General features: G+C 68.6%; 26 protein-coding genes and 1 tRNA gene. 10 read left to right on the top strand and 17 right to left on the bottom strand.

Going from position 1 to position 21967, the window contains the following annotated elements; genetic code table 11:
- Positions 1–282 (top strand): transposase (locus BLQ73_RS28480; RefSeq protein WP_176955740.1); only part of this gene is annotated, 282 nt, incomplete at its 5' end.
- On the opposite strand, the gene BLQ73_RS28475 is transcribed toward BLQ73_RS28480, so the two are convergent.
- A complete protein-coding gene (locus tag BLQ73_RS28475) occupies positions 279–659 on the bottom strand; it encodes a helix-turn-helix domain-containing protein (protein ID WP_093175417.1) in 381 nt (126 codons plus the stop codon). The two genes, BLQ73_RS28480 and BLQ73_RS28475, sit on opposite strands and share 4 nt — an antisense overlap.
- A gap of 321 nt (positions 660–980) precedes the next feature.
- Here BLQ73_RS28475 and BLQ73_RS28470 point away from each other — a divergent pair, with 321 nt between their 5' ends.
- Complete coding sequence (locus BLQ73_RS28470) at positions 981–1433, top strand: GntR family transcriptional regulator (RefSeq protein ID WP_176955739.1); 453 nt, start codon at positions 981–983, stop codon at positions 1431–1433.
- Between the two features lie 110 nt (positions 1434–1543).
- Here the strand turns inward: BLQ73_RS28470 and BLQ73_RS28465 are convergent, their stop codons facing one another.
- The 3 genes from BLQ73_RS28465 to BLQ73_RS28455 all read right to left on the bottom strand — a co-directional run bounded on the left by BLQ73_RS28465 (position 1544) and on the right by BLQ73_RS28455 (position 3865).
- Positions 1544–1921 (bottom strand): GntR family transcriptional regulator, encoded by a 378-nt coding sequence (locus tag BLQ73_RS28465; RefSeq protein WP_093175411.1) that lies wholly within the window; start codon positions 1919–1921, stop codon positions 1544–1546.
- Complete coding sequence (locus BLQ73_RS28460; protein WP_093175409.1) at positions 1918–2733, bottom strand: hypothetical protein; 816 nt, start codon at positions 2731–2733, stop codon at positions 1918–1920. Before BLQ73_RS28460 ends, BLQ73_RS28465 begins: the two co-directional genes overlap by 4 nt.
- A gap of 631 nt (positions 2734–3364) precedes the next feature.
- Positions 3365–3865 (bottom strand): hypothetical protein, encoded by a 501-nt coding sequence (locus BLQ73_RS28455; RefSeq protein ID WP_093175406.1) that lies wholly within the window; start codon positions 3863–3865, stop codon positions 3365–3367.
- A 52-nt stretch (positions 3866–3917) separates the two neighbouring features.
- On the opposite strand from BLQ73_RS28455, the gene BLQ73_RS28450 reads away from it, so the two are divergent.
- Positions 3918–4235 (top strand): hypothetical protein, encoded by a 318-nt coding sequence (locus BLQ73_RS28450; RefSeq protein WP_143020484.1) that lies wholly within the window; start codon positions 3918–3920, stop codon positions 4233–4235.
- Between the two features lie 71 nt (positions 4236–4306).
- On the opposite strand, the gene BLQ73_RS28445 is transcribed toward BLQ73_RS28450, so the two are convergent.
- The 4 genes from BLQ73_RS28445 to BLQ73_RS28430 all read right to left on the bottom strand — a co-directional run bounded on the left by BLQ73_RS28445 (position 4307) and on the right by BLQ73_RS28430 (position 7798).
- Positions 4307–4379: transfer RNA gene (locus BLQ73_RS28445), tRNA-Thr, on the bottom strand.
- Positions 4380–4562: 183 nt separating this feature from the next.
- The gene (rlmB, locus tag BLQ73_RS28440) at positions 4563–5516 is read right to left on the bottom strand and encodes a 23S rRNA (guanosine(2251)-2'-O)-methyltransferase RlmB (protein WP_093175401.1); all 954 of its coding nucleotides are present in this window, start codon (positions 5514–5516) and stop codon (positions 4563–4565) included.
- Between the two features lie 159 nt (positions 5517–5675).
- Positions 5676–7073 (bottom strand): cysteine--tRNA ligase, encoded by a 1398-nt coding sequence (gene cysS, locus BLQ73_RS28435; protein WP_093175399.1) that lies wholly within the window; start codon positions 7071–7073, stop codon positions 5676–5678.
- 338 nt (positions 7074–7411) lie between these two features.
- Positions 7412–7798, bottom strand: a complete 387-nt coding sequence (locus tag BLQ73_RS28430) for a PPOX class F420-dependent oxidoreductase (protein WP_093175396.1) — start codon at positions 7796–7798, stop codon at positions 7412–7414.
- Between the two features lie 107 nt (positions 7799–7905).
- Here BLQ73_RS28430 and BLQ73_RS28425 point away from each other — a divergent pair, with 107 nt between their 5' ends.
- Positions 7906–9819, top strand: coding sequence for a DUF2637 domain-containing protein (locus tag BLQ73_RS28425; RefSeq protein ID WP_093175394.1), 1914 nt, complete (start codon positions 7906–7908; stop codon positions 9817–9819).
- 115 nt (positions 9820–9934) lie between these two features.
- Here BLQ73_RS28425 and BLQ73_RS28420 read toward each other — a convergent pair whose 3' ends face one another.
- The 3 genes from BLQ73_RS28420 to BLQ73_RS28410 all read right to left on the bottom strand — a co-directional run bounded on the left by BLQ73_RS28420 (position 9935) and on the right by BLQ73_RS28410 (position 11448).
- The gene (locus BLQ73_RS28420; RefSeq protein WP_093175391.1) at positions 9935–10201 is read right to left on the bottom strand and encodes a GlsB/YeaQ/YmgE family stress response membrane protein; all 267 of its coding nucleotides are present in this window, start codon (positions 10199–10201) and stop codon (positions 9935–9937) included.
- A gap of 282 nt (positions 10202–10483) precedes the next feature.
- A complete protein-coding gene (ispF, locus tag BLQ73_RS28415) occupies positions 10484–10948 on the bottom strand; it encodes a 2-C-methyl-D-erythritol 2,4-cyclodiphosphate synthase (protein ID WP_093175388.1) in 465 nt (154 codons plus the stop codon).
- Between the two features lie 17 nt (positions 10949–10965).
- The gene (locus BLQ73_RS28410) at positions 10966–11448 is read right to left on the bottom strand and encodes a CarD family transcriptional regulator (RefSeq protein ID WP_020544658.1); all 483 of its coding nucleotides are present in this window, start codon (positions 11446–11448) and stop codon (positions 10966–10968) included.
- Between the two features lie 509 nt (positions 11449–11957).
- Here BLQ73_RS28410 and BLQ73_RS28405 point away from each other — a divergent pair.
- Positions 11958–12533, top strand: coding sequence for a copper chaperone PCu(A)C domain-containing protein (locus BLQ73_RS28405; RefSeq protein ID WP_093175429.1), 576 nt, complete (start codon positions 11958–11960; stop codon positions 12531–12533).
- 405 nt (positions 12534–12938) lie between these two features.
- Here BLQ73_RS28405 and BLQ73_RS28400 read toward each other — a convergent pair whose 3' ends face one another.
- Together BLQ73_RS28400 and BLQ73_RS28395 are read right to left on the bottom strand one after the other, a co-directional pair.
- Positions 12939–13622, bottom strand: coding sequence for a response regulator transcription factor (locus BLQ73_RS28400; RefSeq protein WP_093175386.1), 684 nt, complete (start codon positions 13620–13622; stop codon positions 12939–12941).
- The gene (locus BLQ73_RS28395; protein ID WP_093175383.1) at positions 13619–14782 is read right to left on the bottom strand and encodes a sensor histidine kinase; all 1164 of its coding nucleotides are present in this window, start codon (positions 14780–14782) and stop codon (positions 13619–13621) included. The genes BLQ73_RS28400 and BLQ73_RS28395 overlap by 4 nt, the downstream gene beginning before the upstream one ends.
- A 146-nt stretch (positions 14783–14928) precedes the next feature.
- Between BLQ73_RS28395 and phoU the strand changes: the two genes are divergently transcribed.
- The gene (phoU, locus tag BLQ73_RS28390; RefSeq protein WP_093175381.1) at positions 14929–15594 is read left to right on the top strand and encodes a phosphate signaling complex protein PhoU; all 666 of its coding nucleotides are present in this window, start codon (positions 14929–14931) and stop codon (positions 15592–15594) included.
- A gap of 250 nt (positions 15595–15844) precedes the next feature.
- On the opposite strand, the gene BLQ73_RS28385 is transcribed toward phoU, so the two are convergent.
- The 3 genes from BLQ73_RS28385 to mshA form a co-directional block, all read right to left on the bottom strand.
- Positions 15845–16588, bottom strand: coding sequence for a phosphoglyceromutase (locus BLQ73_RS28385; protein WP_093175378.1), 744 nt, complete (start codon positions 16586–16588; stop codon positions 15845–15847).
- Positions 16589–16670: 82 nt separating this feature from the next.
- Entirely contained in the window at positions 16671–17153 is a 483-nt protein-coding gene (locus BLQ73_RS28380) for a type III secretion system chaperone family protein (protein ID WP_093175427.1), read from the bottom strand.
- A gap of 10 nt (positions 17154–17163) precedes the next feature.
- Positions 17164–18441: a D-inositol-3-phosphate glycosyltransferase gene (gene mshA / locus BLQ73_RS28375; protein ID WP_420820047.1), complete on the bottom strand. Its 1278-nt coding sequence runs from the start codon at positions 18439–18441 to the stop codon at positions 17164–17166.
- Positions 18442–18640: 199 nt separating this feature from the next.
- Between mshA and BLQ73_RS28370 the strand changes: the two genes are divergently transcribed.
- Both BLQ73_RS28370 and BLQ73_RS28365 read left to right on the top strand, forming a co-directional pair.
- Positions 18641–19381 (top strand): SDR family NAD(P)-dependent oxidoreductase, encoded by a 741-nt coding sequence (locus BLQ73_RS28370; RefSeq protein WP_093175375.1) that lies wholly within the window; start codon positions 18641–18643, stop codon positions 19379–19381.
- A gap of 3 nt (positions 19382–19384) precedes the next feature.
- Entirely contained in the window at positions 19385–20212 is an 828-nt protein-coding gene (locus tag BLQ73_RS28365; RefSeq protein WP_093175373.1) for a class I SAM-dependent methyltransferase, read from the top strand.
- A 90-nt stretch (positions 20213–20302) separates the two neighbouring features.
- Here the strand turns inward: BLQ73_RS28365 and BLQ73_RS28360 are convergent, their stop codons facing one another.
- Positions 20303–20503: a hypothetical protein gene (locus tag BLQ73_RS28360; protein WP_420820046.1), complete on the bottom strand. Its 201-nt coding sequence runs from the start codon at positions 20501–20503 to the stop codon at positions 20303–20305.
- 84 nt (positions 20504–20587) lie between these two features.
- Here BLQ73_RS28360 and BLQ73_RS28355 point away from each other — a divergent pair, with 84 nt between their 5' ends.
- On the top strand, positions 20588–20944 hold the full coding sequence (locus tag BLQ73_RS28355) for a BlaI/MecI/CopY family transcriptional regulator (RefSeq protein WP_275936332.1): 357 nt from the start codon (positions 20588–20590) through the stop codon (positions 20942–20944).
- Positions 20941–21858 (top strand): M56 family metallopeptidase, encoded by a 918-nt coding sequence (locus BLQ73_RS28350; RefSeq protein ID WP_093175368.1) that lies wholly within the window; start codon positions 20941–20943, stop codon positions 21856–21858. Before BLQ73_RS28355 ends, BLQ73_RS28350 begins: the two co-directional genes overlap by 4 nt.
- The last annotated feature ends 109 nt before the right edge of the window (positions 21859–21967 follow it).

Here is a 21967-nt window from a genome sequence, read left to right as displayed (position 1 = left end):
GCGTTCGCCGCTTTTCCCCGTGAGACCTGGCGGCAGATCTGGTCCAACAATCCTCAGGAGCGGCTGAACAAGGAGATCAGGCGCCGCACCGATGTGGTGGGCATCTTCCCGGACCGTGCTGCGGTCGTGCGTCTGGTGGGTGCGGTTCTGGCCGAGCAGACCGACGAGTGGATCGAGGGGCGGCGCTACATGGGGCTGGACATCCTGGCCAAGGCCCGCCTGCGGGTTGTCGGCGGCGACACGGCCGCTCAGTATCCGCTCCCGCAGACGCTTACCGCTTAACCTGCTGGAAGGATCACGCGGAGATCAGCTCTTACACCACTCCGCTGGACGTGACCCTGCCACGTGCAGAGCGTGTGTGCCTCCTCCTCGATCTCCAGCCATGGCCGGAACCACCGTGGACTCGCCTCGTGGGTGATGAGGGGCCATAGGCGGAGCAGAGCGCCGTCGAGGTTCAGAACCTCGTCGCATCGTGTCACGAAGTCCCTGTGCGGCCTCCGCGCGGCCCGCTCGACGAAGCCGACGAGGCCGGCGCTGTACCGAATCCTTTGGGCCAGCTCTTCCTGGGACAAGCCCGCTTGCATGCGGAATTTGCGCAGCTCGGCGCCGAAGAACGCGAGCAGACTCCCTGTCGGATCAAGTTCCTTGGGGGGTGGCATCACGGTGCCCTTCGATCAGTAGAACAGCTTTCACACAGCATCCAACTTTGTTGCTACTGAAGTGTTTTACGGATGTGCAGCCCATCCGCCTTCCCAATCTAACTGGTGGGGGCCATTCTTTGGAGAGCTTCACGAACAGAAGAACGGGAGGCATGAACCTCGTGAAACACTTCGCCCCAAGCCCATGTATGAGAGCACATCAAGCGGGACATCATAGATCTAAGACCCCCAAAGGGACCGAACCCTATGGGAAAACACGCGAAGCACCACCCACACCCCCACCACCCCGTACCCCTCCACCAACCTCAATGGAAGTGGTTCATGCCTCTACCCCAGCAGATCGCAGAGCACCTCAGGACGGATATCCGCAGTGGAAAACTCGTTCCCGGCCAGTTGATTCCCTCCGAGTTCCAACTGGTCGAGCAGTACGGCGTATGTCGGCAAACCGTGCGCTGCGCTGTCGCACTGCTGCGCGACGAAGGTGCCGTCTACACCATCCGGGCTGAAGGCTCCTACGTCAGCCCGAAAACCGCCCCCAAGCTCCGCCCACCGCAGAAATGCGAGCAGATCGCCGACCACCTGCGTGAACAGATCAGCAGCGGCCACCTCCGCCCCGGCGAGCGCCTGCCCACCGAAACCCGCCTGGCAGGCCGGTACGGCGTCGTCGCCCGCGACACAGTTCGCGCGGCGATAGCCCTCCTACGCGACGACAGGCATGTCCAGACCGTGCCGAGACGAGGCACCTTCGTCGTATCCCCCGGGAAGGCAACCTAAGAGCACGCGAGCAGGAAATCAGATGATTCATTCCCTGCTCGCTTCTCCCGATCTACTGGCACACAGCAGTCCTCAGGTGCCGGCGACGTGAGCCCGCGGCCGGGTCGCGGTCATGGCGAGGCCGGCGCCGCCGCGCCGGACGTCAGAGCCGCTTGTACGATGCGGATCGCCTCGCCCGGGTCGATGCCGAGGCTGGCGATCACGGCCGCGTAGTCGGCGGCGGCCCGGCGGGCCCGCTCCCGGCTCTCCTCACCGGCGGCCGACACGAATGAGCCCGCCCGCCCGCGCGTCTCGATCAGCCCCGCCTCCTCCAGTTCCCGGTAGGCCCGGCCGACCGTGTTGACGGCCAGGCCGAGGTCGGCGGCGAGGTGGCGGATGGTCGGCAACCGGGCGCCCACGGCCAGCGTGCGGTCCTGGATCTGCCGGGCGAGCTGGGCCCGCAGCTGCTCGAACGGCGGCACCGGCGAGGCCGCGTCGATGACGATCATCGGGTGCTCATGGCCCGCCGGGCCACCGTAGCGCTCGATGGCGTCCAGACATGGAGCGCGACGTGTGCGACCAGGCCCAGGATCACGTAGGCAACCGCAGCGGCGCCCCACCAGCCGGGCGCGGTGCCGAACAGCAGCACCATGGGCAGGGACCACTGCACATTCGGCGTGGTGAGGTCGCGGGCATCCTCGACGCGCATGACGACGTCGGCGGTCAGCGACTCCTCGTCCTCCGCCACGACCGGGCGCCTGAGCAGGTGGCGCAGCTGCACGGCGATGACGGCCGTCATGCCGAGCAAGCCGATCAGCAGGACGACGGCCAGTTGCCGCACAGTGGGGTCGCCAACGGCCAGGGCGCTCCCGGCCAGCGCCATCGCACCGGCGAACGTGGCGACCGCGTAGACGGTGTGCGGCCGGCCGAGTACGGCTCGCCAGCCGGGCTGGATCAGATGGGTGGCCCTGCGGGACAGCGTCGCAGCCGCCCGCTGGTCGGCGCGTCGCACCCACCGGTCGAGCAGCGACTGTGCCAGCAGCAGCCCGGCCACCAGCGCGGTCAGGGCCAGCAGCGGCAGCGGGCGATGCGGCTGGAAGCCGCCGAAGGCTGAACTGGCGGCGAGCGCGCTCGCGATGATCAGCACGGCCATGCTGACGTGAGCGGCGAGGCGGGCGCACATCCGAACTGCCAGCCGGCCGGCCAGCAGCCGGGTTGGGCGGACGCCGGCCAGGTCGTGCCGGGCCAGCCACTCGCTTGCCAGTCGCAGATCGGCCGCACGCGTCGTCGGGCCTGCGTCCGGTAACGGTCCACGGGTCACAGCGCCTCCTTTGTCGCAAGCTTTGTATCAACATGATGCGTCATACATTGCGACAAAGTCAACGTCCCCTGGACTCCCGCCGTCCCGGTGGCGCGAGTCCCGGCTCAGCGGCGCCGGCCGCCGCGGACCATCACGTGGACGGCGGAGGCCCTACGCCGCCGCGTGGTCAACTCGCCGGGCTTACCCAACGGGAACTGCCCGGACAGCTCACGCTCGCCTTCACCAAGGTCGGGCGCGGCTCGGGCACGGCGATCCGGCGATCACACTCGAGGGCGGCGGGAGGCCCGCCGGGGCCGGGTCGGTGGTGGCGGAGATCTTCACTGAGGCGATCAAGAGATAACGGCACACTGTTAGCAACGCCGTTAGCATGAAGGCCCCGTGCTTGATCGCAAGGGGCCTTTGCGCTGCGAGTCGACGAGGGGAATCGAACCCCTGGCCTGCTGTTCACAAGTCGGCTGAGGCCCCTCTCCAGGAGTCTCTCCACGTCTCATCTGCCCAGCTCAGACACCAAATCAGCTTGATCGCCTTCTCTCGGTGTCCACCGCCGTCCCCGGCCGCTGTTAGCACTGCCGTTAGCAAGATCAGCGGCCGTCCTGTCCACATCTCTCACTGGGCAGGTAGGCGGCAGCAGCTATGCCGGCAGATACCAGCGAGGGCCACTGGGGTCGCCAAGCCATACCCACTGTTCGTCAGGTGTCGCTGTGAGTCCGAACTCCGACTGATGTGGCCGACCCGCCTCCTGCCAGGTGAGGATCACGTCTTCAACCGCATCCCACAGACGGACGGGACCGGACTGATACGCGACCCAGCCGCCGTCAGGGGACGGCTTGGCGCTAGCCCTGGATCCGGTGCCGACATCCACGAGGAAGGCCCTGTCATCACTCCAAGAGTGCTGCGCCTGCGGAACAGCGAGCTGGGCCACCCATGTGCCAGTCTCATCCTGGAGAATCGACGGATCTATCCTGCTCTGGCGAGCCTCCCCCAGGCCGGACACCATCGGTGGACGCGGCGGCGGCAGGTGGGACCGGGCGGTCATGAAGAACAGATCTTCGTTCAGGAACCGGCCTTGGGCTATGTCGTTCCCGCCCATGGTCAGATGAGCGAAGGCGACCCCGCCCATCCAGCCGCACATGGGGGCGGTGATGGTCCCGCCGACGCGGACCTGCCACAGCCACGGCCAGGGGATGGTCCTCACCGAGGACGAAATCGAAGCACCCGAACACCAGCCCGAGCCGGTCGAGGTAGGCATGCAGGCGATTCCTGATCGGCTCGGGGACCTCGATGGGCTCGTAGACCAGTTCGTCCCAGTCGCCGCTGCGCCAGTCCAACGCGCCATCGGGCGCGGTGATCCTGGTGGCGAAGACCTCCCGTCCGATCGCGGTCGCGGACTTGCGCAGTTCCTGTTGAAACAGGTGAGCCGTCACCGACACCGAGTGGTGTCCGAGAAGTTGGCGACGGCCGCTGATATCTTCGCCCAGGCGATCAAGGACGCGGCGGCCTGACCGACCCGCTGTTAGCAAAAGTGTTAGCAAAAGGGCCCCTTGCTTGATCGCAAGGGGCCCTTTGCGCTGCGAGCCGACGAGGGGAATCGAACCCCTGGCCTGCTGTTTACAAGACAGCCGCTCTGCCGATTGAGCTACGTCGGCGCGACCAAACAGTATAGTCGCTCTCTAAGATCACCGGCACCTCGGTGTGCCGTTTCTGCTTCAAGTGTGGCACAGCGATTCGAAGCCGACCACGGCCACGGCCCGCGGGTCGGCTTCCGCCGTACAGGAAGACCGGTACGGCGAGGCCGACACGGGGACTGCGGGAGGCCCGCTGGGGCCGGGTCAGCCGCGGCGGAGGCGGGCGATCTCGTAGAGGGCGATGCCGGTGGCCACGCCGGCGTTGAGGGACTCGGCAGCGGCGTGCATGGGGATGCGGACGACGACGTCGCAGGTGTCGCGGACGAGGCGGGAAAGGCCCTTGCCCTCGGAGCCGACGACCACGACGAGGGGCTCAGTGGCGAGCTGGAGGTCGCCGAGCTCGGTGGTGCCGTCGCCGTCGAGGCCGACGACGAAGAGGCCGGCGGCGCGGTATTCACGGAGAGTGCTCGTGAGGTTCGCGGCGCGGGCGACGGGAAGGTGGGCGAGAGTGCCGGCGGAGGTCTTCCAGGCGCCGGCGGTGACGCCGACGGAGCGGCGCTGCGGGACGACGATGCCGTGGCCGCCGAAGGCGGTGGTGGAGCGGGCGATCGCGCCGAGGTTGCGGGGGTCGGTGACGCTGTCGAGGGCGACGATCAGGGGCACTTCCGTCGCGTCCTGGGCGAAACTCACCAGATCGTCGGGGTGGGCGTATTCGTAGGGCGGGATCTGCAGGGCGAGACCCTGGTGGTGGGTGCCGCCCGTGAGACGGTCGAGCCGCTCGCGGGAGACCTCAAGCAGCGCGATGCCGCGGTCAGCCGCGATCTTGATGGATTCGCGGACGCGGTCGTCGCTGTCGAGGCGCTGCCCCACGTAGAGCGCGGTCGCGGGGATGCCTGCCCGGAGCGCCTCGACGACGGGGTTGCGACCGCCGACGATCTCGTTGGTATCGTCGCGCCTCACCTTGCGGGGCGCGGGGGTCGCGGGGCGTGCACCGCCTGTCGCTGCCGCCTCACGCTGGCGGTCCTTATACCAATGCCGCATGTGGGCGGGCGGGGTCGCGCCCTTGCCCTCCAGGGAACGGCGAACCTTGCCGCCGCTGCCCTTTGTGGGGCTCTTCTTCTTCGAGGGCCTACCCGACGCCCTTCCGCCACCAGCCATGCTGTCTAGGGTACGGCCTGCGGCACACTGTCCGAGCGCCCCGCCCGCCGGGCGAGCACCCCCGGATCCCCCTGATCCTCGTGGCCTGGCACAACGCCGGCAGCCACGGAGCCGGGTCCGTGGAGCGGGCGCACCGCTCCACGGTCGCCGGACTGATCGTCAGTGCGCGAGCTCCCAGCGGGAACCTTGCGGGGTGTCCTCCACGACGATGCCGGCGGAGGCCAGCCGGTCGCGGATGGCGTCGGCCGCCGCGTAGTCCTTGCGCTCACGCGCGGCCTGCCGCTGCTCCAAGGCCACGGCGACGAGGGCGTCGACGACGCCGCGCAGGCCGGCGCCGGATTCGGCGCCGCGCCACTGCTCGGAGCGGGGATCGAGGCCGAGCACGTCGAGCATGTTCTGGGTCTCGGCCAGCAGCCTCGCGACCTGCTCTTTGTTGCCCTGGGCCAGCGCCACGTTGCCTTCGCGGACGACCTCGTGGACAACGGCGAGCGCCTGGGGCACGCCGAGGTCGTCGTCGAGGGCGTCGACGAACGCCTGCGGCAGCGGGGCGTGGGCGTCGACGTCGTGGATCACCTCGGCCGCGCGGGTGACGAAGCCCTCGATACGGCGGTAGCCGAGGGCGGCCTCCTGCAGGGCCTCGTCCGAGTAGTCGATCATTGACCTGTAGTGCGGCGCGACAAGGTAGTAGCGCAGCTCGACCGGCCGGACCTTCTTGAGCATCTCCGGGATCAGCAGCGAGTTGCCCTGCGACTTGCTCATCTTCTCGCCGCCCATGGTCAGCAGACCGTTGTGCATCCAGTAGCGGGCGAAACCATCACCCGCCGCCTGCGACTGGGTCAGCTCGTTCTCATGGTGCGGGAAGATCAGGTCGAGTCCGCCACCGTGGATGTCGAACGTCGGGCCGAGGTATTTCGTCGCCATCGCCGAGCACTCAAGGTGCCACCCGGGACGCCCGGGGCCCCACGGCGTCTCCCATGTCGGCTCGCCCGGCTTGGCGGCCTTCCAGAGGGCGAAGTCGCGCGGGTCGCGCTTGCCCGAGTCCGAATCCGTGTCGCCTGCGGCGCGGACGTTCTCCAGGAGCTGCCGCGACAGCGAACCATAGCGGTCGGCATAGGACATGACATCGAAGTAGACGTCGCCGTTCACCGCATAGGCGTGGCCACGCGCGATGAGCCGCTTCATCAGCTCGATCATCTCGGGAACATGACCCGTGGCCCGGGGCTCGACGGTCGGCGGCAGGCAGCCGAGCACCTGGTATGCCCAGGTGAAGGCGCGCTGATTGCGCTCGGCCACGGCGAACCACGGCACGCCCTCCCCCGCGGCCACTCGAATGATCTTGTCGTCGATGTCGGTGACGTTGCGGCAGAACGTGACCTCGTAACCGGATCGCGTCAACCATCGCCGGAGCACGTCGAAGTTGATGCCCGACCGGATATGCCCGATGTGGGGCGGCGCCTGCACGGTGGCCCCACACAGGTATATCGACGCCCGACCGGTCTCGATCGGAACGAATTCGCGGATCGCACGCGCACTGGTGTCGTAAAGGTGCAGGCTCACGAACGCAAGGCTAATGCCTTGGCCCGCCTCACATGCCGGGATGCGCCACGTTGAGTGGCCGCAAAACAACATAAGGCAGCGACAGCCACCGAGATCTCTTCTCGCTACCCCTCAACCAGCCGACACTTTCGTGATCAAATGCCCGCCAAGACACATCCACCCGCACCAACCACGACGTACGGCACAGCCACCTCAAGCACGCTCCGCCGTACCCCACCGGTCCCGCTCCCGAGCACCCGCCGACGAACGCACCCGCCGCACGAACAACACGACGGCCGACTCCCGACCCCACCGGACGACCGACCCGACCGGACGACCGGCCGACGGCCCGCGCGCCCTCAGGCCCGGACGATGACCTTGTCCGGAACGATCCGTACGATCACCCGCTCGTTGCCCGGCTGATCGACGAAGGGCTGCCCCGTGTACTTGTGGGAGAGCTCCTGGATCAGGTCTCCCCTCGGGTCGTCCACCATCACGACGGTGCCGCGTACCTCGACGTAGCGGTAAGGGTTCTCCGGGTCCACCACCAGGGCCGACGTGCGTGCGTCGCGCTCGAAGTTGCGGTGCTTGCGACGTCCTTTGGCGGTTGAGAAAAGGATGTCGCTGCCTTCAGACTTCACCCATACCACGCTGGATTGCGGGCTGCCGTCCGGATTGAGGCTCGTGACGGTGGCGAAGTTCGGGTCGTCAAAGAGCTTTCTTACGTCATCCGACAGAGTGGCCATAGGTTTCCCCTCAACAGGCGTAACTTCCCTGATCATGTCACAGCCCAAGAAACCTGGGGCAGTACGCAGATCACGCCTAAGACCTGATTCTGTAGGCTCGAACCGCCATGGATGTGACACCTCCCTCCGCCCCAGCCAGGCCGCGTCGCCCGTCCGCTCCCCCTAGGCCGGCCGCGGTCGAGCGGGGGCCGGGGAGACTGGCCCTCGCGCTTTACCGTGTCGGGATCGCCTTGGCGGGTCTCGGCGTGGTGCTGCTGGCCGCTGCCGCCTGTGTGCTTTCTTTCGATGACTTACGGAGATTGGCGCTTGCGGGCCAGGCGGTGCCGCATTTGGCCTATCTCTATCCGGCGGGGTTCAACGCCCTGCTCGCCGTCGCTCTGATCAGCGTGTTGCTTCTACGCTCCGGCAGGCCGCTCATCCGGCTCCAAACCGCAGTCGTGCTGATCGCCCTGCTCGCAGCGGCCGCGTGGGCGAACCTGTCCGACGCCCTCCCAGTGACCGTCGATCCGCGCCACGCGGCGATCGGAGTGGCGGTGGCCCCGTGGGTCATGCTGGCCCTGGCGCTGTGGCTGTGGCTGCTCGTCATCAAGCACGCCCGCACGCGCCGCGAGGCGTACGGCGAGGCCGTGTCGGAACCCGCCGACGACATCGTGCCCTTCGACACCCCCGACAAGGACGCTCGGGACAAACGCGGCATTGGGGGACCCGAACCACAGGCATCCCCCACCATCCCGCAGGCGGCTATCCCGACATCGCCCGCGGAACGCCACGAAGACAACCAACCCACCCCTCACGAGCAGCACGAGCAGCACGGCCAGTACGGCCAGTACGGCACAGCCGAACCCACACAGCCCCTCCCCGCCCAAGTGGCCCCCGCAGCCCCAGAAGCCGCGCCCTCCCCCAAACCCCTCGAAACCCCGGAGAGCGCGGAAACCCGCGAAACCCAAGAAGCACAAGCCCCCGAAGCCTCTCAATCCCCCGAAACCTCGACTCCGCGGCCACACCTCCACGCCTCGCCTGACGAACCTCGCAAGCAGCGGCCGGTGCGGTGGGGCGACCTCGTTCGACCGGGCAAGGGTGACGTCCTCGTCCATCCACGCCCAAGCGAGGCCGACAGCGACATCCACCGCGTCGACCATGTCGACCGGGCTGACCGGGCTGACCAGGCTGAAGGCGTCGCCCCTGCCGCTCCTGCCGCTCCTATCGCCCCTGTCAGCGAGAAGGACGTCCCCACTCAACCGCTGCGCGCCCTCAGCGGGCCCTCCACCGGCGAGGCCCGGCTCCCGCAGCGGACGCCCAGACGGCCCGCCGCGATCCCGCACACCCCGGAGGACGGCCCAGCCAAGGCTCGCGCCGTACGGCAAAAACAGCCCTCCCGGCCGCCCCAGGACAACACAACCGGTTCCGGCGCCGCGGACAACTCGGACGTCGATACCGAGCCGCACCCGGTTATCCCCGATGGCATCCCGCCGATCTCCAGGACCGCGTCCCGCAGAGCTGCCGAGGTCTCGCGCCGGCCTACGTCGGCCACAGCCCGCCCCACGAAAGGCCAACCCTCCGCGAGCGAGCCCGTAAGCCGGGCCGCGGCCCCGGCCCCGACCGCTTCCAGCCCCTCAGCAACCGAGACCGACAACAGACCGGACCACGGCACCCAGGACCACGGCACCGAGGACCACGGCAGCCAGGACCATGGCAGCCGGAACCGTGGCGACCAGAGCCACGGCAACCGAGACCGCGGCAGCCGGCCCACAGGCGGCCAACTCAGAAACAGGCAGGACACCACCAGCCAGAACACCAACGCCCGCACCCCAGACCTGCCATGCACCGGCCGACAGGACACCGGCAGGGCAGGCCGACAGAGCGCGCATGACGGCGGCCAGGACGGCACCCCGAGCCCCGCCGCGGGCGACACCGTGCCCATGGCTCCGCCGTCAGGACGGATGCGTAGTTCGCCCCGACCGCCGAAGAGCATCCCTCAGGAACCCTCTGAGGAGCGAGCCGAGAACCGCTCCGAGGGCTGAGAGGCGCCTGGGGCGAGGCCCCAGACGCGTTTGAGCCGGGCCGCGGAGACGCGACCCGGCCCAGCGGGTTGATACAGGCAGGTTTCCCCGTGAGCGGGCTTCGTTCAAGAAGCCCCTAGGCCCTGCTTCGCTTCAGGCCCGCCACAAGGCCGACGCCAACCATGGCCAGAACGATCTGGAGAACGAGTTCGATCCAGTCGATTCCTGGGGTGGTGGCGACTCCGAGCCACTGGGCGATCAGTGTGCCGATGAGCGCGGCGACGATACCGACGACGATGGTGAGGATCCAGCCGATCGCCTGCTTGCCGGGAAGCAGGAGGCGTCCGAGGACACCGATGATCGCTCCGATCACGATGGCGCCGAGAATGGACTGGATAGTCATATCAACCTCCCCGTGTGCGTGCCCCCTGCACACTCACGTGGGGGAAGGGTTACCCGAAATCGCGAAGATAATACCCATGCCAGCGGGAATGCGATCAGTGGCATCCAAACTCGGGTAAAGAGAGCGGCGGCCCAGACCGCGCCAGTACAGGGCCGCCGCCCACGGGGTTCGACGAGCATTCGATGCTGCTCGCCACGGATGTCGGCAACACATCCAGTTGTACGACGCCCCCGACTTGCGTTGGGTTTGCCTGTTCTAGATGAACTTTTGAACACCTGGAAATCAGGGTTCGCGCCGTACGACCAATGCGGTCGCCACTGCCGCCACTCCTTCACCACGGCCGGTCAAGCCCAAGCCGTCGGTGGTCGTCGCGGTAAGCGTCACAGGTGCATCGAAAGCCTCACTGAGAACCTTTTCCGCTTGAGCGCGGCGAGGGGCAAGCTTCGGCCGGTTGCCAATGACTTGAATGGCGACGTTGCCGATATCGAAACCTGCCTCGCGCACCAAACGCGCGGTTTCCCGGAGGAAATCGACACCGCGCGCGCCCTCCCATCGCGGATCGGCCGTGCCGAAAACCGACCCGAGGTCACCGAGCCCGGTGGCCGAGAGAAGCGCGTCACACGCCGCGTGCGCGGCGGCGTCTCCGTCGGAGTGACCCGCGAGCCCCGTCTCCCCAGGCCAGTGCAGCCCGGCGAGGTAGAGGTCACGGCCAGATGCGAATGGGTGGACGTCGACCCCGACGCCCACCCGTGGAAGTATCGTGTTCAGGAGTTGAGGACCTCGTCGAGAAGGGCCTCAGCCTTGTCCTCGTTGGTCTTTTCAGCGAGGGCGAGCTCGCTGACGAGAATCTGCCGTGCCTTGGCGAGCATGCGCTTTTCGCCCGCCGACAGACCCCGCTCTCGATCGCGACGCCAAAGATCGCGAACGACTTCAGCTACCTTGTTGACGTCGCCGGAGGCCAGCTTTTCTAGATTGGCCTTGTAACGACGGGACCAGTTCGTGGGCTCTTCGGTGTGCGGCATCCGGAGGACGTCGAACACACGCTCAAGGCCCTCCTGTCCGACCACGTCGCGGACACCGACCAGTTCGGCGTTTTCCGCCGGCACCTGCACCGTCAGGTCGCCCTTGTCGACCTTGAGCACCAGGTAGGTCTTTTCCTCACCTTTGATGGACCGGGTCGTGATTGCTTCGATCCGTGCAGCCCCATGGTGGGGGTAGACGACAGTGTCGCCGACCTGGAAAGTCATGTGACAAGTACCCCTTCCGCTGTACTCCAGGGTACCACGCGCTTACAGCCTCCCGGAACAGTGAAATCACCATAACTGCAGGTCAACGCCTCATATTAGGGCTTGACAAATCGTCAAATCTGTGAATCGCATTGCTGTACATAGCGGATGACCTGCATTGGACACAAGACCAAGCCTCCTTCAAGGCCCCATGCGATACAGCGCGCAGCGACGCCTAAACGACCTTGAATCGGTTGATTTTCCCTCGCGCGGTCACTGCACAAAATGGCCTACGCCGTACGTCCGAGCGCCGCGCCCGCGGGCTCGCCAGGGGCCGCGGGCGGGCGGTCCCCGACCTGCGCGACCACCGTTCACCGGCCTGGACCCACCGCGTCCGGGGCTCGCCCAGGGGTGGCGCGGTGACCATGCCGAAGCGCGGATAGGGTTGTCCAAGCTGATTTCATGCCCGACCGGGCACGCACGTGCCAGCGCGTGTGCAGCACGTGTTCCCGACCAAGGAGATCCCCGCCGTGAGCCCCAGCCGTCGCCTCGCGCTCGCCGCAGCCGCGTTCCTCGCCGCAGCCCCGGCGCTGGCCGGCTGCGCCGCAGGATTCGACTCCATCGTCGAAAAGCCGTACTCCCCCACCGAGGCCATCTCCCTGAAGACCAACCGGATCACGATCCCGCAGGCGTTCTTCCTCGGCCCCGACTCCGGCGGCAACCTCCCCGCGGGCGGCACCACTCCCCTCTACCTCTCCCTCGTCAACACCGCTGAGACCGCCGACACGCTGGTCGGCGTCACCACCGAGGGCCTCGGCACGGTCAAGCTCGCCAACCCCATCGCCCTTCCCAGCAACCAGGGCGTCTTCACGGGCACCCCCACCCCGCAGCTGGTCGTCGAAGGGCTCTCCAAGTCCCTCCACGGCGGCGAGAGCTTCAAGGTAAACCTCCAGTTCGCCAACGCCGGCTCGGTCGCCCTCCACGTCCCGGTCGTCACCCGCAGCCGCGAGTTCGCCGCCTACCCCGCCGTCTCCGGCGCCGTGGCTCCCCCCGCCCCCAAGCCCACCCCGAGCGCCGCCACCGACGCCGCCGGCAGCGGCCACTAGCCACACCGCCCCCGGCTCAGCCGGGGGCCCTTTGCCCGGCCATAGGGGCGACCGAGGCCGGCAGGGCGAGCAGGGACCGCCATGGGCCGAGCGGGGGCGATAGGTACGGCCGCGCCAGGCGACCTTCCGGTACGGCGACGCCCACGGCGGCATGGGCCCATTCGGGGCGGCGACACCGGGGAGAGCCCCGTCGCCGCGATCCTGTTCGCCCTGGCGGCCGTTCCGCCGATCGTCGGCCGAGCCGCGACGCGCGGCGCATGCGGCGCCGCATGGAGCGCTCGCACAGCGCGAAAGGCCGATGCCGGGGCATCGGCCTTTCGCCCGTGGATCGCGCGGGTCTCGCGGAATGCCACAGGGATCGCATCGTGCCGGGCTGCGGCCCGGCGGTGTGTGAGGGCGCCGGCGTCAGTTGGGGTCGAACTTGTAGCCCAGGCCGCGGACGGTGAGGATGTGGAGCGGGCTGGAGGGATCGGCCTCCACCTTGGCGCGCAGGCGCTTGATGTGGACGTCGAGGGTCTTGGTGTCCCCGACGTAGTCGGCGCCCCAGACGCGGTCGATCAGCTGGCCTCGGGTGAGGACGCGGCCGGCGTTGCGGAGGAGCACTTCCAGCAGCTCGAACTCTTTGAGGGGAAGCTGGATGGGGTTTCCGCGGACGGCGACGATGTGGCGTTCGATGTCCATGCGGACGGGACCCGCGGCGAGGACGGCCGGCTGGCTTTCCTCGGCGTCGCCGTGCCTGCGGAGGACGGCGCGGATGCGGGCGACGAGTTCGCGGGAGGAGAAGGGCTTGGTGACGTAGTCGTCGGCGCCCAGTTCGAGCCCGACGACCTTGTCGATCTCGCTGTCCTTGGCGGTGAGCATGATGACGGGGACCTTGGAGCGTTGCCGCAGTGTCCGGCAGACCTCGGTGCCGGAGATGCCGGGGAGCATCAGGTCGAGCAGGACGAGGTCGGCGCCGTCGCGCTCGTAGGCTTCCAGGGCGGCCGGACCGGTTCCTGCGACGAAGACCTCGAAGCCCTCTTTCCTCAGCATGTACGACAGCGCGTCGGAGAACGACTCTTCGTCCTCGACTACAAGAACGCGTGTCATTTCGCGGCCTCCAGGGGAGTTGTGCTTGGTTGTGATGCGGCTACGGCCGTCCCGCCGAGGGCGGGGAGCTTGAGAGTGAAGGTAGACCCGGAGCCCTCTTTGCTCCACACGGTCACTTCGCCTCCGTGGGCCACCGCTACGTGTTTAACGATCGCGAGGCCGAGTCCGGTGCCCCCGGTGGCGCGGGAGCGGGCGGCGTCGACGCGGAAGAAGCGTTCGAAGATCCGCTCCTGGGCGCCCTCCGGGATGCCGATGCCCTGGTCACTGACGCTGATCTCGACGGAGTCTCCGGCCGCCCGGCTGCTGACGACGATGCGGGTGTGCTCGGGACTGTAGGCGACGGCGTTGTCGATGAGGTTGCGCAACGCGGTGATGAGCAGGTCGTCGTCGCCCCACAGTTGGAGACCTTCGGCTCCGCCGGCCACCAAGGCGATGTGCTTGGCCGCGGCCTTGGTGTTGCAGCGGTCGATGGCCTCTTGGACGACCTCGTCGACGGGCACGGGTGCCGGGATGGGCATGGGGTCGCCGCCTTGAATCTTCGACAGCGTGATGAGGTCCTGGACGAGGTAGGTCAGTCGGGCGGCCTCGTGCTGCATCCGGCCGGAGAAGCGCGTGACGGCCTCGGGGTCGTCGGCCGCGTCCTGGATGGTCTCGGCGAGCAGGCTGAGGGCCCCGACGGGGGTCTTCAGCTCGTGGCTGACGTTGGCCACGAAGTCGCGGCGCACGGCTTCGACCCGCTGCCGCTCGGTTTGGTCTTCGGCGAGCACGAGAACCTGGCCGTAGGCGCCGAGGGGGGCGACCCGTACCGCGAAGGTGGTCGCCTCCTGCCCGAACCGGTTGCCGGGCACCTCGATCTCGCTTTCGCGGATCTCGCCGTCTCTTCGCACCTTCCTGGCCATCGCGATCAGCTCGGGGGCCGTAAGGTGGTCCCCTTTGACCAGGCTGAACGCGCGGGCGGCCGAACTGGCGCGCAGGACGCGGTCCTCGTGGTCGAGCACGACGGCCGACGACGGGAGCACGGCGAGCACAGAGGCGACGCCCTGCGGCAGCGCCGCTGGGTTCGGTCCGTTGTAGCGATCCTTAGGGTTTGGATCACGTTGGTAGTTGCGGAAGACGAGAACCGCGAGTGCTCCCACAACGAACCCCGCTATGGCGATCATGCTTGCCACCAACTCACTCACATAACCGATGGTAGGTGGCCTAATCTCGGTAGCAGCACCGCGTGATACGCATCCACCGAGTCCTTCCTGCAAAGTTCACTTTCCTGTAGAAACTCGTTCATCGCCTGAGAAATAGCGTTGGCGGCATGCGCGACGCCTATCACGATGAACTCAAGGCCCTCACCGGGCGCCTGGTCGAGATGACCCGCCTGGTCCGTTCAGCGATGTCCCGAGCCACGACCGCGCTGCTCGATTCCGATCTCCCTCTGGCCGAGAGTGTGATCTCTCGTGACAAGGACGTCAACACGCTCCTCGAAGAGATCGAGACGACGAGCTTCGAGCTGATGGCCACCCAGCAGCCGGTCGCCGTAGATCTGCGCACAGTGCTCACCGCCCTGCGCATCAGCAACGACCTGGAGCGCATGGGCGACCTGGCGGTCCACATCGCGAAGATCACGCGGATGCGGCACCCCGATTCGGCCGTGCCCGCGGAGGTTCGGGACACCATCCTGGAGATGGGACAGATCGCCGAGCGCCTGGTGACCAAGACCGGGAGCTGCATCCTCACGCAGAACGCCGAACTGGCCCAGCAGCTGGAGGACGATGACGATCAGATGGACCGCCTGCGGCGGCGCCTGTTCAGGGTGCTGCTGTCGCCCGACTGGACGCAGGGGGTCGAGCCGGCGATCGATGTGACGCTGATCGGCCGCTACTACGAGCGCTACGCGGACCACGCGGTGCGCATCGCTAGGGATGTCGTCTACATGGTGACCGGGTCGAGGATCACCGAGAACCAAGCCGAAGGCTTGTGAAAGCGGCCCGCCACGCCGGCCCGGCGACGCTCGGCCAATAGGGGGAGGCGAGCGGCCGGTGCCGTGACCGCGTGAGCCCCGCCCCGCGTAACGACGGGGCGGGGCTCACGTGTGTTCACGGGTGACCACGGTCCACGGGTCAGCACGGTCCACGGGTCAGCACGGTCCACAGGTGACCACGGTTCACAGGTGAGCACGTGCTTTCACACGCGCTTTCACACGCGGTCACGTGGAAAGCACGTGGGCGTGGTCAGCGGCCCTGGTTGGCGACCGCTTCGATGGCGGCCTTCGCGGCCTCGGGGTCGAGGTAGCGACCGCCGCGCTCGACGGGGCGGTAGTCCGCGTCCAGGTCGTAGCGCAGAGGGATGCCGGTCGGGATGTTGAGCCCCGCGATCTCCTCGTCGCCGATGTCGTCGAGGTGCTTGACGAGGGCGCGCAGCGAGTTGCCGTGGGCGACGACCAGCACCGTGCGGTCGGCGGCCAGGTCGGGAACGATCCGGTCGTACCAGTACGGCAGGAGCCGCGTCACGACGTCCTTCAGGCACTCGGTCCGCGGCATGGCCTCGCTCGGGAGCAGCGCGTAGCGCGGGTCGCCGACCTGGCTGAACTCGTCGTCGTCGGCGATCGGCGGCGGCGGGGTGTCGTAGGACCGCCGCCAGAGCTTGAACTGCTCGTCGCCGAACTCCTCGCGCGTCTGCGCCTTGTCCTTGCCCTGGAGAGCGCCGTAGTGGCGCTCGTTGAGCCGCCAGGAGCGCTGCACCGGCAGCCACAGCAGCCCGGCGGACTGCTGGGCGAGGTTGGCCGTCTGGATCGCCCTGGTGAGCAGGGACGTGTGCACCACGTCGGGCCGCAGGTCGGCGTCAAGCAGCAGCCTGCCGCCTCTGCGGGCCTCGTCTTCACCCTTCGGCGACAGGCTGACGTCCACCCAGCCGGTGAACAGCCCCTTCGCGTTCCATTCGCTCTCGCCGTGTCGCAACAGCACCAAAGTCGCCATGGGGGCAAGCCTATCGGCGACCCCTCGGCCTGCCGCGTCGGGCGTCACGGACGGCGCCCCCCTGAAGGATTGAGTGGAAATATCACTCGGTGTCGGGGTCGGCGAACCTGGCGAACGCGCGGAGATTGGCAAGTGATTCTCCGCGCTTCGCGCGCCATTCCCATTCTCGCCGGATCGAGGAGGCGAACCCGAGTTCGAGCGCCCGGTTGAACCCTTCGTCGGAATAGGTGAGCACGCAGCCCAGCAGCCGGTCGATCTCCTCCTCAGTGACGCCGTGGAGGGGGAGGCGGCCGACGAGGTAGACGTCTCCCACGGAGTCGAGGGCGAAGTGCACGCCGTACATCGACCCGTTGCGCGTCAGCAGCCACCGGTAGAACTCGGCGTGGTTCTCGTCGGGCTTGCGGCAGAAGAACGCCTCGACGTGCAGCGCCTGGGCGCCGACGATCAGCCAGGTCATGGTGGCGAGCTTGCGCTGCCCGGGAAGGGTGACGAGGAAGGCGCCGGGGCGCGGCTCCTCAAAGCTCACTTCGGCGTCCTTGAGCGCGGTTTCGATCAGCTCCCTCACAGCGACCACCCTAAGAGTTCACCGCCAGGGGAACGCGGTGGAGCCGCCGCAACGCTCCGGTGTACACCTCGGCAAGGCGGGCGGCGGTGGCCGACCAGCCGAAGGCCGCGGCGTGCCCGGGGGCGCCGCGGGCGAGGCGCTCGCGCAGGCTCGGGCGGGTGACGATGGACCGCAGCGCATGAGCCCATGCGGCGGGGTCGTGCCCGTCGACGAGGAGCCCCGACACCCCGTCGTGTACGGCGGTGCGCAGTCCGCCGACGGACGCGGCGACGACCGGCGTGCCGCACGCCTGGGACTCCAGGGCGACGAGGCCGAACGACTCGTTGTGGGAGGGGACGACGGTGACGTCGGCGGCGCGGTACCAGTCGGCGAGTTCCTCCTGGCGTGCGGGGGGCACCAGCCGTACGACGTCGGCGATGCCGAGCTCGTCGGCGAGCCGGGCGAGGAAGTCGGGCCGGGCGAGGCCGTTGCCGCTGGGCCCGCCGACGCAGGCGACGATGAGGCGCTCGCGCAGGGAGGGATCGTCGACGAGCATGCGGGCAGCGGCGCGCAGCAGCACGTCGGGGGCCTTGAGGGGCTGGATCCGGCCCACGAACAGCAGGACGTGGGCGTCCTGCGGCAGGTCGAGCCGGTGTCTGGCGGCCCCCTTGGAGGCGGGCTGGAAGACCGACAGGTTCACGCCGGGGTTGACGACGGCGACGCGTGCGGGGGCGGCGCCGTACAGGTCGATCAGTTCGGCGGCCTCGGCGTCGGTGTTGGCGATGAGGCGGTCGGCGACGTCGACGACCTGCTCTTCGCCGATCACGCGGGCCTTGGGTTCGGGGTTGTCGTCCTCGGCGAGGAGCAGGTTCTTGACCTTCGCCATGGTGTGCATGGTGTGGACGAGAGGAACTCCCCACCGTTCCTTGGCGAGCCAGCCGACCTGTCCGGACAGCCAGTAGTGCGAGTGGATGACGTCGTAGCGGCCGGGGTCGTACATCGCCTCAGTGCGCAACACGCCGGAGAGGAACGCACAGAGCTGGCCGGGGAGGTCGCCTTTGTCGAGCTCTTCGTACGGCCCCGCCGTGACGTGGCGCACGAGCACCCCGGGGGCCATCTCGACCACGGGTGGCAGGTCGCGGGCGGTCTGCCGGGTGAAGATCTCGACCTCGATGTCCAGCTGGGCCAGCCGCCTGGCGACCTCGACCACGTAGACGTTCAGCCCGCCGGCGTCGCCTGTGCCGGGCTGATCGAGGGGCGACGTATGCATGCTGACCGTCGCGACCCGGTGGACCCGCCGTCGCCTCACCTGACACCACCTCCGAAGGGGTATTAACTCCCCGAATCGGCCTGAGATTCCCCCAGATACGGTGACATTCACCGAAAGGCACTTTGTACGCCGGGGTGGCTTTTCTCCGCCTAGACGGTCCCTCGAATGACGACGGCCTGACAACTGCGTGACGACCACGCCAAAGCCCTCGCGCCAAAGCCTTTTAGGATGGCGAGCCATGACGAAGACGGCGGTGGTGACCGGAGCGAGCAGCGGCATCGGCGCGGCGACCGCGCGGCGGCTCGCGGCCGAGGGGTTCGACGTGGTGGCGGCGGCCCGCCGGCGCGACCGGCTGGACAGGCTCGCGGCCGAGACGCCCGGAGTCCGGGCGGCGACCCTGGATATCACCTCCCAGGCGTCGGTGGACGAGTTCGCCGCCTCGCTCGACCGCTGCGACGTCCTGATCAACAACGCGGGCGGCGCGGTCGGCCTGGAATCCGTGGCCGAGGGCGACCCGGCGGACTGGCAGCGGATGTACGACGTCAACGTGCTCGGCACGCTGCGCGTGACCCAGGCGCTGCTGCCCAAGCTGATCGAGTCGGGCGACGGCGTGCTGCTGATGCTGACGAGCGTCGCCGGGCTGATCTCCTACGAGGGCGGCGGCGGTTACGTCGCGGCCAAGCACGCGCAGACCGGGATGACCGAGACCCTCAGGCTCGAACTGTGCGGGCAGCCCGTCCGGATCGTGGAGATCGCGCCGGGGATGGTCGAGACCGAGGAGTTCTCCCTGGTGAGGTTCCGCGGCGACGCGGAGGCCGCGGCCAAGGTCTACGAAGGGGTGCCCGGCCCGCTGACTGCCGACGACGTGGCCGACGCGATCGCCTGGACGGTCACCCGGCCGGCGCACGTCAACATCGACCGCCTGGTGATGCGCCCCCGGGCGCAGGCCGCGCAGTACAAGATCCACCGCCTCACCTGACCGATGCGCACGGGAAGACGGCCTGTCGGCGAGATCACCCGCGGCACGACCTGGCACAACCGCCTGCGGCGGTGCGACAGGTGGCTCACGGCCGTCTACGGGCCGACGCTGCGGGCCGCCTCACCGGCGAGCGGCCCCGGGCCGCTCGTGGTGGACCTCGGCTACGGCGCGTCCCACATCACCACGACCGAGCTGTTCACCCGCCTGCGCCGCGTGGCTCCCGCGGTGGAGGTGGCGGGGCTGGAGATCGATCCGGCCAGGGTCGCGGGGGCGGTGCCGTACGCCCGGCCCGGGCTGACCTTCGCGCTCGGCGGGTTCGAACTGCCGACGGCGCGGCCCCCGGCGGTGGTGCGGGCGTTCAACGTGCTGCGGCAGTACGACGAGGAGCGGGCGCTCGCCGCCTGGGACCTGCTGCGCGGGCGCCTGGCGCCCGGAGGCGTGATCGTCGAGGGCACCTGCTCGGAGATCGGCCATCGCGCCACCTGGGTGACGCTCGACGCCGCCGGGCCGCGCACGCTGACGCTCTCCGCCCGGCTGACCGGCATCGACCGGCCGTCCGACCTCGCGGAACGCCTCCCCAAGGCGCTGATCCACAGAAACGTGGAGGGCGAGGCGATCCACGCGCTCCTGTCGGATTTCGACCGTGCGTGGGCCGTCTGCGCACCTCTTGGGGCGTACGGCTTGCGCCAGCGCTTCATCGCCTCCGTGGAGCTGCTCGCCCGCACCTGGCCGATCGCGACCACTCCCCCGCTCGGCGGGCGGGCGCGGTGGCGGCTCGGCGAGGTCAGCGTGCCGTGGGCGGCGGTGGCGCCCCGCGTGGCCCCCCTCTAGGCGGGCATAGGCCACGACCTGTCACACCAAACGGCTGAAAGCCTCCTGGAAGTGCGCATAGGCTGAGGCACTGAACAGGACAAACCTACGTCAGTCACCGATGTCGCAGCCTGCGTCACCGTCTCCACCGCGACGCGGGCGCCGTCGTCCATCGGCCAGCCGTACACCCCCGTCGAGATCGCGGGGAAGGCGCGCGCGGGCGCCGAGTTCGTCGGCGACGCGCAGCGACTCGCGATAGCAGGAGGCGAGCAGATGGGAGCGGTCCTCAGCGGCCGAATAGACCGGACTCACGCACCGACCAGGGCCAAGCGGGACAGTATGAACTCGACAACCCGTAGTACTACACCTGGTGGCCCCCGCGCTAACCTGGGTGGCGTGAAGGGACTGGGCGAGCTCGAACGCAGCATCATGGACATCCTTTGGGCGCAGAGCGCCCCGGTGACGGCCCGCGAGGTGGGCCGTCTCATCGCGGGGCGCGACCTCGCGCCCACGACCGTGATGACCGTGCTCGACCGGTTGACCCGCAAGGGGTTCCTCGTGCGGACCCGTGACGGTCGCGCGTGGCGCTACCAGTCCACCGAGAGCCGCGACACCTATGTCGCCGAGCTCATGCTCAAAGCCCTCGGCATGACCGGTGACCGCGACGCCGCGCTCACCCGCTTCGCCCAGGCCGTGTCGGGCTCTGAGGCCGAGATCCTCCGCAAGGCGCTCACGGAGCTGGAGGAGGAATGATCGCGGCGGCGGCGCTCGCCGCGCTCGCGATCATCTCCACCTTAGGGGCGTGGCGTCTCAACTCCGCCCGGTGGGCCACCAGGGCTCCGCACACCGCGGTCCTGCTGTGGCAGGCGCTGGGGGTCACATGGGGCCTGGCCGCCACCGGGGCCCTGCTCGCCTATGCGTTCGAGCCGTACGGCAAGGGCGCGCTGCTCGGCATGCGCGACTTCGTGGTCTCGGCTTATACGGGCGGCGAGGGCGGCACCGTGCCGCTGGATCTGCCGCGCGTGCTCGCGCTCATCTCCGGCATGACCATGTTGAGCGTGCTGATCGCGGTGCTGGTCGGCGCGACCTTCCAGACGCTGCGCGCCCGCCGGCGCCATCGCATGCTGCTCGCGCTCATCGCGCGGGAGGATCCCGGCGTGCCGGGTGTGCGCGTGGTCGATCATCCCGGCGCCGCCGCCTACTGCGTGCCGGGGCTGCGTTCTCAGGTCGTGGTCAGCGCCGGCACCTTGGCGCTGCTGTCGCCCGACGAGTTGCGCGCGGTGCTCGCCCACGAGTCGGCTCACGCGCGTGAGCGGCACGACCTCGTGCTGCTGCCGTTCGCGGCCCTGTGCCGGGCCATGCCGTTCTCGGGTGTGGTGCGGGGCGCTCAGTCGTCGGTGGAGCTGCTCATCGAGATGGCGGCGGACGACCGGGCCCGGGAGCACTGCTCGCCGCGCCGTCTGGCCACGGCTCTGCTGAGGTTCGGTGCGGCTGCCGCCGTGCCTACGCCGAGCGGTGCGCTCGGGGCTCACACGGGGGTGATGGCCCGGGTGGAGCGGTTGATCTCACCGGTTCCCATTCTGCCGAAGCGGTTCCGCTTCTTGGTCATGCTGCTCGCGGCGACGCTGACGGTGTCGGCGCCTCTGCTGTGGCTGCTGCCTTCCTGAGTTTCCTTCTCCCTCCGCGGGCATAACCTGTACAACCCCCGTGTGACCTGCGTGTTTCTCCGTCCGCACGACACGCCGCTTGCAACTGTTAGCCATAAGTTTGCAATTG

It is taken from the genome of Sinosporangium album (assembly GCF_900100605.1).
GTDB lineage: Bacteria > Actinomycetota > Actinomycetes > Streptosporangiales > Streptosporangiaceae > Sinosporangium > Sinosporangium album.
This window is presented reverse-complemented; position numbering and strand designations above follow the sequence as displayed.

Excerpts from the sequence above, each read along its gene's own strand:
- BLQ73_RS28475 (WP_093175417.1), bottom strand. The coding sequence starts at position 659 with ATGCCACCCCCCAAGGAACTTGATCCGACAGGGAGTCTGCTCGCGTTC.
- BLQ73_RS28470 (WP_176955739.1), top strand. The coding sequence starts at position 981 with ATGCCTCTACCCCAGCAGATCGCAGAGCACCTCAGGACGGATATCCGC.
- BLQ73_RS28465 (WP_093175411.1), bottom strand. The coding sequence starts at position 1,921 with ATGATCGTCATCGACGCGGCCTCGCCGGTGCCGCCGTTCGAGCAGCTG.
- BLQ73_RS28455 (WP_093175406.1), bottom strand. The coding sequence starts at position 3,865 with ATGTGCGGCTGGATGGGCGGGGTCGCCTTCGCTCATCTGACCATGGGC.
- BLQ73_RS28450 (WP_143020484.1), top strand. The coding sequence starts at position 3,918 with ATGGTCCTCACCGAGGACGAAATCGAAGCACCCGAACACCAGCCCGAG.
- rlmB (WP_093175401.1), bottom strand. The coding sequence starts at position 5,516 with ATGGCTGGTGGCGGAAGGGCGTCGGGTAGGCCCTCGAAGAAGAAGAGC.
- BLQ73_RS28430 (WP_093175396.1), bottom strand. The coding sequence starts at position 7,798 with ATGGCCACTCTGTCGGATGACGTAAGAAAGCTCTTTGACGACCCGAAC.
- BLQ73_RS28425 (WP_093175394.1), top strand. The coding sequence starts at position 7,906 with ATGGATGTGACACCTCCCTCCGCCCCAGCCAGGCCGCGTCGCCCGTCC.
- BLQ73_RS28420 (WP_093175391.1), bottom strand. The coding sequence starts at position 10,201 with ATGACTATCCAGTCCATTCTCGGCGCCATCGTGATCGGAGCGATCATC.
- BLQ73_RS28410 (WP_020544658.1), bottom strand. The coding sequence starts at position 11,448 with ATGACTTTCCAGGTCGGCGACACTGTCGTCTACCCCCACCATGGGGCT.
- BLQ73_RS28400 (WP_093175386.1), bottom strand. The coding sequence starts at position 13,622 with ATGACACGCGTTCTTGTAGTCGAGGACGAAGAGTCGTTCTCCGACGCG.
- BLQ73_RS28395 (WP_093175383.1), bottom strand. The coding sequence starts at position 14,782 with ATGATCGCCATAGCGGGGTTCGTTGTGGGAGCACTCGCGGTTCTCGTC.
- phoU (WP_093175381.1), top strand. The coding sequence starts at position 14,929 with ATGCGCGACGCCTATCACGATGAACTCAAGGCCCTCACCGGGCGCCTG.
- BLQ73_RS28385 (WP_093175378.1), bottom strand. The coding sequence starts at position 16,588 with ATGGCGACTTTGGTGCTGTTGCGACACGGCGAGAGCGAATGGAACGCG.
- BLQ73_RS28370 (WP_093175375.1), top strand. The coding sequence starts at position 18,641 with ATGACGAAGACGGCGGTGGTGACCGGAGCGAGCAGCGGCATCGGCGCG.
- BLQ73_RS28365 (WP_093175373.1), top strand. The coding sequence starts at position 19,385 with ATGCGCACGGGAAGACGGCCTGTCGGCGAGATCACCCGCGGCACGACC.
- BLQ73_RS28350 (WP_093175368.1), top strand. The coding sequence starts at position 20,941 with ATGATCGCGGCGGCGGCGCTCGCCGCGCTCGCGATCATCTCCACCTTA.